Raw genomic sequence first — 12,108 nt, forward strand, 5'->3', positions numbered from 1 at the left:
CCGGCCGTCCCCGCCCCACCACGGCGGAGGTGCCACCTACGTCGACGACACCCAGCCCGAGGCGGAGCCGGAGCTGACCGTGCCGCGGTCATCGGCGTCGACGCGAGAAGGACGACATCGACCTGCCCGACTTCCTGCGCTGAACCGTGGCGGAGGCAGTAGCGGACGCGCTGATCGCCGTCGACATGGGCGACGGCGCCCGCGGCTACTTCACCACCCGCGCGCCGGCACCGGCGGAGGAGGGCGGCCCGTATGCGGGCTTCAACCTCGCTCTCCACGTCGGTGACGACCCCGTCCGGGTCGAGGCCCACCGCCACCGCCTCGCCCGGGCGCTCGGCATCGCCTCCGATGCGGCGGAAGACGCATCCGGCGCCGACGGCCGGGCCGGCATCGCTGGATGAACCAGGTGCACTCCGCCCGCATCGCCGGCGCCCAAGCCGACGCCGCGCCCACCGCCGATGCGCTGGTACTGGATGTCCGTACGCCGCCCGCCGGCCCGAGGCGCCGGCGGCCGCAGCCGTGCTCGTAGCCGACTGCCTACCACTCCTGCTGGCCGGCGCCGACGGCACCGTCGTGGCCGCCGTCCACGCCGGCCGCCGCGGATTCCTCGCCGACATCGTCCCGGCGGTGGTGGCCGCCCTGGTCGCCGCCGGCGCGGAGCCGGACGGCATCCACGCCGCCATCGGTCCATCCATCTGCGGCGCCTGCTACGAGGTGAGCGCCGAGCTGCGTGCCGAGGCCGCCGCCCATGAACCCGCCTGTGCCTGCACCACCCGCTGGGGCACGCCCGGCATCAACCTGGCCGCCGGTGTGACCGCCCAACTCGAACGCGCCGGTGTGCGCCACATCCTCGATGTCCACCGGTGCACCTACGAGCAACCCGACCTGTACTCCTACCGGCGTGACGGCGTGACCGGTCGTCAGGCCGGAATTGTGCTTCCGACGCCGGTGTCGAAACCGGCAAGGCCATGCTGGCGCGCCGATATCCGATGACACGCCGCAGTGAATCAGCCGCCAGGCCGCCGGCTCCCGATACCGTCAACTACGTCCGGGCCGCAGGGAACCGGACGGACAAGGAGCAACTCTCATGAGCGCACTGCGCAAGATGACCAATTTCCTCGGCTACTCCGAGCCGATCGAAGAGGCCTACGTCGACGCCCCCGAGGACACCCACGTCGACTTCACTCAGGGCCTGGCCGACGACTACGCCGACGACGCCGGCAACGTCTACGAGGCCCCCTTCGAGGAGACACCCGCTGCTGCGGCGGCCCCGGATCTGCGTCGCATCGTCACCGTGCACCCGTCCACCTATAACGAGGCCCGCGTGATCGGCGAGTCCTTCCGGGATGGCGTACCGGTCATCGTCAACCTCACCAACATGAGCGAGTCAGACGCTCGCCGCATGGTCGACTTCTCTGCCGGGCTCGTCTTCGGCCTGCATGGGGCGATCGAGCGGGTCACCCCGCGGGTGTTCCTGCTGACCCCGACCTCGGTCGAGATCGACGACGGCGATAGCGCCGAGGACGCCCACGGCCGCTTCTTCAACCAGAGCTGATCGGGCCGGCTGCGCTGCCTATGGTCGCAATCATCTCGATCATTTCGAGCCTGCTCAACCTCTACGTCCTGATCCTGCTGATCCGCGTGGTGCTGGATTGGATCCAGCTGTTCGCCCGCAGTTGGCGTCCCACCGGCGTGGTGCTGGTCCTGGCCAATATCGTCTACGGGCTCACCGACCCGCCACTGCGGCAGATCCGCCGATTCGTGCCGCTGGTGCGCTTGGGCGGCGTCGGTATAGACCTGGGCTTCCTGGTCCTGTGGTTCGGAATCGTCATCATCCAGTATCTGCTCCTGCTGCTGGTGTGAGAATCCGACGGACCCGACAAAGCCGCAAAACATCACAATAATGACACAACGTCTCCGTCTATGTGATGGTAGCGTTATTACCAGGGCGGCTATGTAACGCCGATGTGACATCATGGGCGTGACATGCCCCTCCGAATATGGCCTGAACCTAGAGTTCAGGTATCCTGCCCGCATGAGTCGCCGGTCATCCGGTGCTCGTGGCATCTTCCGTAACGACACCGAGGTGACGACTATGACGCTGCTAACCGCAGACGACGTCCTCAATAAGAAGTTCCAGGCAACCAAGTTCCGCGAGGGATACGAGCAGGACGAGGTCGACGAGTTCCTTGACGAGGTCGTCGAGTCCATGCGCCAGCTCGAGGCCGAGAACGCCGACCTGAAGGCCAAGCTTGAGGCCGCCAACGCCCGCATCGCCGAGCTCGGGGAGGGCGCCCAGGCGGCGCCGGTCGCCGAGCAGGCGACTACGGTGGTTGAGCCCGTCGTCGAGTCGGCGCCCGTCGCCCCGGTCGCCGACGAGTCCCAGGAACCGGCCGCCGCCTCCGGCATGCTCGAGCTGGCCCAGCGTCTGCACGACGAGCACGTCGCCAACGGCAAGGCCGAGGGCGAGCGCATCATCGCCGAGGCCCGCGCTACCGGTGAGCAGGTTGTGCGCGAGGCCGAGGACCAGCGCAACCGCACCCTGGCCCAGCTGGAGAAGGAGCGTTCCGGTCTGGAGCACAAGATCGACGAACTGCGCCGCTTCGAATCCGACTACCGCACGCGCCTGAAGAGCTACCTGCAGAACCTGCTGAGCACCGTCGAGGACGGCAACGAGTCGGCCACGCCGAGCCTGTAGCGGCAGCGCCAACGCGTCAACAACGCCATGACATCCGCCGGTCGGGGCGGCGGGCCCACCGGGCCGCCGCCCCGACCGGTTGCGTGTGAATGACCGTGGCGAGCCGCGCCCACCCGTCGAGACCCACGAAGGACCATGAGCGAGACTCCCGAACCCGTCACGCCGATCCGGTCGCGCCGCCGAGACACCGGACCCGTCAGAGGCCGCCACGACGGCTCCCGCCCCGCGCCCGCACCGCCCCCTGGCGATCCTGTGGACGCTGGCGGCGGCTGTGGTGGCCGTGGACCAGTTGACGAAGGCATGGGCGGTGGCGGCCCTGTCGGACGGGCGCCGTGTGCACCTGCTGGGCGACTGGCTGACGCTGGTCCTGTTGCGCAATCCCGGTGCCGCCTTCTCCTTCGCCACCGGCCAGACCTGGATCTTCGCCCTGATCGCCATAGCCGTGACGGTGGTGGTCATCCGCGTCTCCCGGCGGCTGGGTTCCATGTGGTGGGCGGTTGCGCTCGGCCTGGTGCTGGGCGGCGCGGTGGGTAACCTCATCGACCGGCTGGTGCGTGCCCCCGGCGTACTACGCGGGCACGTCGTGGACTTCATCGACTACGGCGGCTGGTTCGTGGGGAACGTGGCCGACATCGCCATCGTCGGCGCCGCCGTCATCATCATGGTGCTGTCCCTGCGCGGTCGTGAGTTGGATGGTAGCCGCGCGGGCGCTGGGCGCGGTCGACACGCGGAGACCGACGCATGAGCCTGCGGCTGCTGCCCGTCCCGGACGGGCTGGTGGGCCAGCGACTGGACACCGCCCTGGCCCGCATGACCGGGTTGTCCCGTTCCAAGGTCGAGGCGCTGTGCGCGGCGGGCCGGGTACGCATCGACGGCGCGGCCGTGGACAAGGCCCAGCGGCTGGAGGCCGGCGGGATGATCGAGGCCGACCTGCCCGATCCGCGCCCGCCCGCGCCGGTCCCCACCCCGGTAGAGGGCATGGGCATCCTGTATGAGGACGCCGACATCGTCGTGGTCGACAAGCCCGCGGGCGTGGCCGCGCATCCGTCAGTAGGGTGGGACGGGCCGGATGTTCTTGGTGCGCTGCGGGCCATGCACATATCAGTGGCCACCTCCGGCGCCGCCGAGCGGCAAGGCATCGTGTCGCGGCTGGACGTGGGCACCTCCGGCGTCATGATCGTCGCCAAGGGGGAGCGGGCCTACTCGGTGCTCAAGCGAGCCTTCCGCGAGCACACCGTTGACAAGGTCTACCACGCCGTCGTCCAGGGACACCTGGATCCCTCCTCCGGCACGATTGACGCCCCCATCGGCCGCCACCCCGGCAGGGAGTGGAAAATGGCCATCATCGCCGGCGGGCGTGAATCCATCACCCACTATGACGTGATCGAATTCATGCCTCGCGCCAGCCTGGTGGAGGTCCACCTGGAGACCGGACGCACCCACCAGATCCGCGTCCACATGGCCGCCGTCGGCCACCCCTGCGTGGGAGACGCCACCTACGGGGCCGACCCCACCCTGAGCGCCCGGACCGGCCTGAGGCGCCAGTGGCTGCACGCCACCGAACTGACCATCGCCCACCCGATCACCGGGAGTCGGCTGACCTTCCACAGTGATTACCCCGACGACCTGGCCCACGCCCTGGACGTCCTTCGCCTGCCCTGAAGCCCATGCCGCCAACGACTGCACCTCACCCGACCGGCCACCCGCCGCTGCGCATCGAATCGTTGCGCGCCGTCGTCGCCCCTATCGACTTTGCCACCGTCCGCGGCGACGATGCCGACCCCGCGCTCGACGAGTTTCGCCGCGCGGTGGCGGACGTGCGCCTGGAAGTATTCGTCGACGAGCAGCGGGTTCCTCTCGCCCTGGAAATCGACGCCCGCGACTTCGCGGCCACCACCATCCACGTGCTTGCCCGCGGCGCCGACGGTGCCCCATTGGGAACGGCACGCCTGCTGTTGGAGCCCGACCACCCCGGGCAGGTGCATCTGGGACGCTTGGCCGTGCGGCGCGCCGCCCGTGGTACCGGTCTGGGAGCGCGCCTGGTCGCCGCCGTCGAGCAGGCCGCCCTGCAGAATGCGGCCGTTCAGGGCGCCGTCACCGTGGTGCTCTCGGCGCAGGAACAGGCCATGGACTTCTACCGACGCTGCGGTTACCACGTGATTACGGGGGAGCGCTACCTGGATGCCGGCATCTGGCATCAGGACATGGCCCGCACCCTGCATCGCTCCTAAGATGAGCCGCATGGCAGACATGAGCGTTGCGCAGACGGTGGGCGAGCAGACCGACGGCCAGGAGCCTTACGACGACTTCGTCCACCTGCACGTTCACACCGACTACTCCATGCTGGACGGCGCCGGCAAGATCAAGGACTATGTCGCCGAGGCCAAGCGGCTGGGCCAACGCGCCCTGGCCATCACCGACCACGGCTACATGTTCGGCGCCTATGAGTTCTACGCGGCCGCCAAGAAGGCCGGCATCAAACCCATCATCGGGGTGGAGGCCTACCTGACCCCGGGCACCTCCCGCTTCGACAAGACCCGCGTGTTCTGGGGGGATGAGTCCCAGCGCGCCGACGACGTCTCCGCCCGCGGCTCCTACACGCATATGACCCTGCTGTCCCACAACGACGAGGGCCTGCACAACCTCATGCGCCTGGACTCCTACGCCTCCCTGGAGGGGCAGTGGGGCAAGGCCCCCCGCATGGACCGTGAGCTCATCTCCCGCTACGCCAAGGGCCTGATCTCCTCCACCGGGTGTCCGTCCAGCGAGGTGCAGACGCGCCTGCGCCTGGGCCAGTGGGACGAGGCCCTGCGCGCCGCCAGCGAATTGCAGGACATCTTCGGCAAGGACTACTTCTACGTCGAACTCATGGACCATGGGTTGGAGATCGAGCAGCGCGTCACCAAGGACCTGCTGCGCCTGGCCAAGGCGATCAACGCCCCCCTGCTGGCCACCAACGACTCCCACTACGTGCGTCCGGAGGACCGCACCATCCAGGACGCGATGCTGTGCATCAACTCCGGTTCCGTGCTCTCCGACCCCGACCGCTTCAAGTTCGACGGCGACACCTACTACCTGCGTCCCGGCCGAGAGATGCGCGCCCTGTTCAAGGAGATGCCGGAGGCCTGCGATAACACGCTGCTGGTGGCCGAGCAGTGCAACGTCAGCTTCCAGACCGTCGACGAGGGCGCCTCCTTCATGCCGGTTTTCCCCGTTCCCGAGGGGGAGACCATGGAGTCCTGGTTCATTAAGGAATGCTGGAAGGGAATGGACCGCCGCTTCCACGGCGACATCCCGGAGGAGTGCCGTAAGCAGGCCGAGTATGAGATCGACGTCATCGTGCAGATGGGTTTCCCCGGCTACTTCCTGGTGGTGGCCGACTACATCAACTGGGCCAAGCGTCAGGGCATCCGCGTGGGGCCGGGTCGTGGCTCCGGCGCCGGCTCCATGGTCGCCTACGCCATGGGCATCACCGAGCTCAACCCGCTCAAGCACGGTCTGATCTTCGAGCGCTTCCTCAACCCCGAGCGCATCTCCATGCCGGATATCGACGTCGACTTCGACGAGCGTCGGCGCGATGAGGTCATCGAGTACGTCAAGCAGAAGTACGGGTCCGATCGCGTCAGCCAGGTGGTGACATACGGTGTCATCAAGGCCAAGCAGTCGCTCAAGGACTCCTCTCGGGTCATGGGCTACCCCTACGCGGTCGGCGACCGGCTGACCAAGGCCATGCCACCGGCCATCATGGGCAAGGACATCACCATCAAGGGCATGTTCAACCCCGAGGACCCGCGCTACGGGGAGGCGCAGGCCTTCCGCGATCTGCACGCCGAGGACCCGGACGCGCAAAAGATCGTCGAGCTGGCCGGCGGCCTGGAGGGCATGACCCGCCAGTGGGGCGTGCACGCCTGCGCCGTGATCATGTCCAGCCGCACCCTGACCGACATCATCCCCATGATGCAGCGGCTGCAGGACGGCGCCTTCATCACCCAGTTCGACTACCCGACCTGCGAGCATCTGGGTCTGCTCAAGATGGACTTCCTGGGGCTGCGCAACCTCACGGTCATTTCCGACGCCCTAGACAACATCGTTGCCAACGGCAAGGAACCGCTCGACATCGACCACATCGAGCTGGATGACCGGCCCACCTACGAGCTGCTGGCCCGTGGCGACACCCTGGGCGTCTTCCAGCTGGATGGTGGCGGCATGCGCACTCTGCTGCGCTTGATGAAGCCGGACAACTTCGAGGACATCTCCGCCGTCGGCGCCCTGTACCGCCCCGGCCCCATGGGGGCGGAGTCCCACACCAACTACGCCCTGCGCAAGAACGGTCTGCAGGAGATCATCCCCATCCACCCCGAGCTCAAGGAGGCTCTGGAGCCGATCCTGGGGACGACCTACGGTCTGATCGTCTACCAGGAGCAGGTCATGAAGATCGCCACCGACCTGGCGGGCTTCACCATGGGCAAGGCCGATGCGCTGCGCAAGGCCATGGGTAAGAAGAAGATGGACATCCTGGAGAAGATGTTCGTCGAGTTCGAGGCGGGCATGGTCGAGCGGGGCTTCTCCAAGGAGTCCGTCAAGGCCCTGTGGGACGTGGTGGTGCCCTTCGCCAAGTACGCCTTCAACAAGGCGCACTCAGCCGCCTACGGCGTGGTCTCCTACTGGACCGCCTACCTGAAGGCCCACTATCCCACCGAGTACATGGCGGCCCTGCTGACCTCGCAGAAGGACAACAAGGACAAGCTGGCCGTCTACCTGGGCGAGTGCCGTCACATGGGCATCAAGGTGCTGCCCCCGGACGTCAACGCCTCCCGGGCCCAGTTCTCCGCCGTCGGCGAGGACATCCGCTTCGGCCTGGGCGCCATCCGCAACGTCGGCGCCAACGTCGTGGACGCCATCGTGAAGGCCCGCGAGGACAAGGGCGACTTCACCAGCTTCGAGGACTTCCTCGACAAGGTCCCCGCGGTCGTGTGCAACAAGCGCACCATTGATTCTCTGATCAAGGCCGGCGCCTTCGACACGCTCGGCAAGTCCCGGCGCGCCCTGCACGCCTGCCACGAGGACTTCGTGGACGAGATCATCGGCGTTAAGCGCAACGAGGCCGCCGGCCAGTTCGACCTGTTCGCCTCCATCATGGGGGACGCCGCCGGCGAGGCCGATGCCGGCTTCGGCTCCGGCCCGGTCTTCTCCTCGGAGGTCCCCGACCTGCCCGAGTGGGACAAGAAGGAGAAGCTCGCCTACGAGCGCGACATGCTCGGCCTGTACGTGTCCGACCACCCGCTGCTGGGCCTGGAGAGTGCCCTGGCCAAGCTGGCAGACACCGAGATCTCCGACCTCATTGAGGACGACGACCGGCCCGACGGCGCCATGGTCACCATCGCCGGCCTGATCACCTCACTGACCCGCAAGACCACCAAGCAGGGCAACCTGTGGGCCATTGCCCAGATCGAGGACCTGGGCGGAAGCATCGAGGCGCTGTTCTTCCCCTCCACCTACCAGACGGTATCCACCATGCTGGCCCCGGACACCGTGGTGACCCTGCGCGGGCGCCTGAACCGCCGCGACGGGCAAGTAGCCCTTTACGTGCAGGAGATGACGGTGCCGGACGTATCCAGCGCCACGCATGAGGCGGTCACCATCACCCTGCCGACCAACCGCTGCACCGGCCCGCTGGTGGAGCAGTTCAAGACCGTGCTGGAGAAGCACCCGGGCATGTCCACCGTACGGTTGACGCTGACCAGCCCCGGACGCGAGGTGCGCACCCAGCTTGACAACTCCCTGCGGGTGGAGGCCTCGGCGGCCTTCTACTCCGATATCAAGGCCCTGCTGGGTCCGGGCTGCCTCAAACGCTGACGTACCGGCCGGCGGCGGGGCGCGTCACCCCACGATGGCGCCTGCCGCGCCCGTCGGCAGATCCACGATGACGACGTCGCCGGCGGCCAGGCGGTGCCCCCTCCGGGTTTCGACCGCGCCATTGACGGTGACATCGCCGGACTGGATGGCGATGCGCGCGTCGGCTCCGTCCTCTACCAGACCCGCGAGCTTGAGGAACTGCCCGAGCTTGATCTCACCGGCGACCGGAACGGAGGGCCACGAGGGGGTACTCATACTCCTATCTTGGCAGCTGCCAGCGGCTGGCAACGGGTGGACGCCCCGGCGTCCATCTCTGAGAGGATAAGCGCGTGTCATCATCTGCTTCCGCGAGTGCTTGCCCCGGGGCCTGGCGGCCCGCAGCGCAGGAACTCGCGCTGACCGTGGGGGAGCGCTATCCGGTGGGGGAGCGCAGCTACACGCTCACGCCGCGTCTGGCCGAGGCGGTGATGCGTTCACGCCAAGTGCTCATCGAGGTCGCCGCCCACCGTGAGGTCATAACCTACGGAGGACTCAGCGAGGCGATCGGTGGCGCCGTCCTGCCACGCCACATGGGGCCACTGATGCACATGCTCGGGCACGACTGCGCCGAGCGCGGCGAGCCGAGTCTGCCGGCGCTGGTAATCAACCAGGCCAAGGGCGAGGTCGGGACGGCCGACGACGCCTGGGCACCACCCGAGCGCAGCGCCTGTTGGGACTACTGGGCCCCGGTTTGACTGGGACGTCGGACGGAACCCGGGAGAGCGGCCCAGCAGCCGAATACGCTCGGGCCATTCACGCCGGTTCTCAAAACACTTCGGTGGCCGTGCGCTCCAGTGGCAGGGCGGTGACGAAGCGCTCGAGGTAGCGGTCGTACTCGGCGACCTCCTCGGGTGTGGGGGCGATGGTGATGACTTCCAGGTCGGCGAAGATGCGCTGCTCCAGGTAGTCGGCCAGCTGCATTCCGTCCCCCCACAGCAGGAAGCCGGCCAGCAGGGCCATGCCCCAGGCGCCGCCCTCCGCGGCGGCCTGGCCGACCGACACGGGCGTATCGAATGCGGCCGCCAAGACCCGCTGGGGGATTTCGGGAGTCTTGAAGATCCCACCGTGGGCGAACATGGAGTCGATCGGTGCGTCGGCGTTCTGCTTGAGAATCTTCAACCCGTAGGCCATGGAGGCGAAGGCGGCGAACAGGTGCGAGCGCATCAGGCCGGCGAGAGTGAAGCGGATACCGGGTTGGCGCAGCGTGAGCGGGCGCCCCTCGGGCAGGGAGACGATGGCGTCTCCGGACAGGAAGTTGTACGACAACACCCCGGCCTCGTCCATATTGCCCTTCGCAGCGGCGCCCAGGAGGATGTCGAACAGGGGGCCCCGCTGGATGGGGCGACCGATAGCGTCGGCGAACTGGGAGAAGACCTCCACCCAGGCGTTCAGGTCGGAGGTGCAATTGTTGGCGTGTGCCATGGCTACCGGCGCCCCGGATGGGGTGGCCACCAGGTCGATCTGCTCCACCAGACTGCGCAGTGGCTGCTCCAGCACGATCATGGCGAAGGCGCTCGTGCCCGCGGAGACATTGCCCGTGCGTGGGTGCACCGAGTTGGTAGCGACCATGCCGGTGCCGGCGTCGCCCTCCGGCGGGCACAGCCTCGCCCCGGGCTGCAGCGTGCCGGTGGGGTCGAGCAGGCGGGCCCCTTCGGGGGTAAGACGGCCGGCGTCCTGCCCGGCCAGCGCGATCTCGGGAAGGATGTCGGCCAGACGCCACGGCACCTGGACCAGTCGGTCGAAGGCGGCGAGCATGTCGGCGTCGAAGGAGTGTCCGTCCGGGCCGATGGGGAACACGCCGGAGGCCTCGCCCACGCCCAGGATGTGGCGTCCGGTGAGTCGGTAGTGGACGTATCCGGCCAGGGTGGTCAGGTGGGCGATGCGCGCCACGTGCTCCTCGCCGTGGGTGATGGCGTGGTGCAGGTGCGAGATTGACCAGCGCTGCGGGATGTTCAGCCCGAACAACTCCGACAGGGTGCGGGAGGAGTCCTGGGTGAAGGTGTTACGCCAGGTCCGGAAGGCCGTCAGCAACTCGCCGTTGTCGTCCAGGGGGAGATAGCCGTGCATCATGCCGGAGATGCCGATTCCCCCCACCTCGGACAGCGGCACGCCGTAGCGCTCCCGGTACTGTCCGGCCAGGTCGGCGTAAGCGGCCTGCAGGCCGGCGATGACGGCGTCAATCGAGTAGGTCCACACGCCGTCGACTAGCTCGTTTTCCCAGGTGAAGCCCCCATCGGCCAGCACGGCTCCGGTGGAGTCGATGAGAACGGCCTTGATGCGGGTCGAGCCGAATTCGACGCCGAGGGCGGTACCGGCCGGGTCGGTATCGGCGGGGGTGGTTGCTGTGGTCATGCGAAGCTCCGTTGCTGATCGGTGTATTGCTGCCTTGCCGCCGGACGCGACTTCGCGTCGGCGGCGCTCACGAGCGCCATGATAGTGGGGGCGACCACCGAATGTGAACGTTCACTGTTGGGTTGTCGGCGTGCGCGCGGGGTAGCCGTCCGGCGATTGCCGGCGTGCAACATTTGGTCCCGGCGTCCCACTCGTGGGGAGCGGTGAGCCCCGCCGCGCTCGCCGAGTCCCCGAAGTCCTCCGAATTCGTGTCGTACCCCCTGGTTACCGTCCACACATGACCGAGCCCAGTCCCGATCCGTACTCAACCGACCGCCGCGCCGATCCGCCCGGCGGTAGCGATCCGCCACCCTACGCGCCACCGGCCGTGCCCCGCCTGTTCGATATGGGGCTGGTCCTGCCGACGGCGCTGGTAACCCGCGCCGGCCCGCATACCGCCTTTGTGCGTGTCTTTCCCATGGAGGCGACGACGCAGGTGGCTGCGACCGCGTGGCGGGCCGGGTTTCGGCTGAGCCCACCCGCGCCCGAGACCGACTGGCTGCTCCTGACCGACGCCGGCGGCTTGACGGACAGGGGCCTGGGAGCGCTCGCGGATGCGCTCAACGCGGCGGGCCTGCGCGCCTTCGCTTACGCCGGCACCGGTCCGCTCGGCTCGCGCGTCGGAGAACACGGTCTGCCGCATCGACTCGGCGCACGGCGTCCCGTGGCGGCGGACGGCACCGTGTTCGTGGAGGTGGTGTTGCATGAACCCTGGTTCAACGAGGGTCCCGAACCGATTCCGGCTGCACGAACGATTATCTACGGCCCCACCGAGGATCTGGAACTGTTCCAGCAGACGGCCGCGGAGCGATTCGTCGTTGAGTCGGTGTCCGAGAGCGGGGGAGTGGCGGCTTTGTGGATCGACCACGCGGAGGTGGCGGCGGGGTTGACCAGCATCGAGACACTGGTGGAGGAGCTCGACGCCGCCCTGCGGGAATGCGGCCTACAAGGGCCCATACACATCATCGACCGGCGGGATGCGCCGGATGGCGCCGGGTAGCGCCTCGGGCCAAGGCGGCTGTCCTCCTGGAACCGGACGTCAATGATGACGAGGCCACGGGCGCGCAACCGACGTTGCCGCCGGCCGAGTCAGGTGGCGGCGGCCAGCAGGTTGGCCGCACGAG

General features: G+C 68.1%; 13 protein-coding genes and 1 pseudogene. 12 read left to right on the plus strand and 2 right to left on the minus strand.

Annotated elements, in window-relative coordinates; all coding sequences use genetic code 11:
- Window positions 1–146 precede the first annotated feature (146 nt).
- The 10 genes and pseudogenes from BW737_RS18515 (at window position 147) to dnaE (ending at window position 8,554) form a co-directional block, all read left to right on the plus strand.
- On the plus strand, window positions 147–401 hold the full coding sequence (locus tag BW737_RS18515) for a laccase domain-containing protein (RefSeq protein ID WP_257210745.1): 255 nt from the start codon (window positions 147–149) through the stop codon (window positions 399–401).
- Window positions 398–529: a hypothetical protein gene (locus BW737_RS18520; protein WP_257210746.1), complete on the plus strand. Its 132-nt coding sequence runs from the start codon at window positions 398–400 to the stop codon at window positions 527–529. The genes BW737_RS18515 and BW737_RS18520 overlap by 4 nt, the downstream gene beginning before the upstream one ends.
- On the plus strand, window positions 520–993 hold the full coding sequence (locus tag BW737_RS18525) for a purine nucleoside phosphorylase YfiH/LACC1 family protein (protein WP_257210747.1): 474 nt from the start codon (window positions 520–522) through the stop codon (window positions 991–993). The genes BW737_RS18520 and BW737_RS18525 overlap by 10 nt, the downstream gene beginning before the upstream one ends.
- 94 nt (window positions 994–1,087) lie before the next feature.
- Window positions 1,088–1,555: a cell division protein SepF gene (locus BW737_RS10975; protein ID WP_086615136.1), complete on the plus strand. Its 468-nt coding sequence runs from the start codon at window positions 1,088–1,090 to the stop codon at window positions 1,553–1,555.
- Window positions 1,556–1,575: 20 nt separating this feature from the next.
- Complete coding sequence (locus tag BW737_RS10980) at window positions 1,576–1,863, plus strand: YggT family protein (RefSeq protein ID WP_086615135.1); 288 nt, start codon at window positions 1,576–1,578, stop codon at window positions 1,861–1,863.
- 232 nt (window positions 1,864–2,095) lie between these two features.
- Complete coding sequence (locus tag BW737_RS10985) at window positions 2,096–2,698, plus strand: DivIVA domain-containing protein (RefSeq protein ID WP_180272205.1); 603 nt, start codon at window positions 2,096–2,098, stop codon at window positions 2,696–2,698.
- Between the two features lie 241 nt (window positions 2,699–2,939).
- Window positions 2,940–3,410: pseudogene (lspA, locus tag BW737_RS10990) on the plus strand (signal peptidase II); the annotation flags it as partial.
- Between the two features lie 29 nt (window positions 3,411–3,439).
- Entirely contained in the window at window positions 3,440–4,360 is a 921-nt protein-coding gene (locus tag BW737_RS10995) for an RluA family pseudouridine synthase (RefSeq protein WP_086615133.1), read from the plus strand.
- Window positions 4,361–4,365: 5 nt separating this feature from the next.
- Entirely contained in the window at window positions 4,366–4,929 is a 564-nt protein-coding gene (locus BW737_RS11000; protein WP_086615132.1) for a GNAT family N-acetyltransferase, read from the plus strand.
- Window positions 4,930–4,948: 19 nt separating this feature from the next.
- A complete protein-coding gene (dnaE, locus tag BW737_RS11005) occupies window positions 4,949–8,554 on the plus strand; it encodes a DNA polymerase III subunit alpha (protein WP_086615141.1) in 3,606 nt (1,201 codons plus the stop codon).
- A gap of 24 nt (window positions 8,555–8,578) precedes the next feature.
- On the opposite strand, the gene BW737_RS11010 is transcribed toward dnaE, so the two are convergent.
- Window positions 8,579–8,809, minus strand: a complete 231-nt coding sequence (locus tag BW737_RS11010) for an RNA-binding S4 domain-containing protein (RefSeq protein ID WP_086615131.1) — start codon at window positions 8,807–8,809, stop codon at window positions 8,579–8,581.
- Between the two features lie 74 nt (window positions 8,810–8,883).
- Here BW737_RS11010 and BW737_RS11015 point away from each other — a divergent pair, with 74 nt between their 5' ends.
- Window positions 8,884–9,288, plus strand: a complete 405-nt coding sequence (locus BW737_RS11015) for a hypothetical protein (protein ID WP_086615130.1) — start codon at window positions 8,884–8,886, stop codon at window positions 9,286–9,288.
- Between the two features lie 70 nt (window positions 9,289–9,358).
- Here the strand turns inward: BW737_RS11015 and BW737_RS11020 are convergent, their stop codons facing one another.
- Window positions 9,359–10,945: a xylulokinase gene (locus BW737_RS11020; protein ID WP_086615129.1), complete on the minus strand. Its 1,587-nt coding sequence runs from the start codon at window positions 10,943–10,945 to the stop codon at window positions 9,359–9,361.
- A 277-nt stretch (window positions 10,946–11,222) separates the two neighbouring features.
- Between BW737_RS11020 and BW737_RS11025 the strand changes: the two genes are divergently transcribed.
- Window positions 11,223–11,984, plus strand: coding sequence for a hypothetical protein (locus BW737_RS11025; RefSeq protein ID WP_086615128.1), 762 nt, complete (start codon window positions 11,223–11,225; stop codon window positions 11,982–11,984).
- The last annotated feature ends 124 nt before the right edge of the window (window positions 11,985–12,108 follow it).

The sequence above is a fragment of the Actinomyces ruminis genome (assembly GCF_002154335.2).
GTDB classification, from domain to species: Bacteria; Actinomycetota; Actinomycetes; order Actinomycetales; family Actinomycetaceae; genus Actinomyces; species Actinomyces ruminis.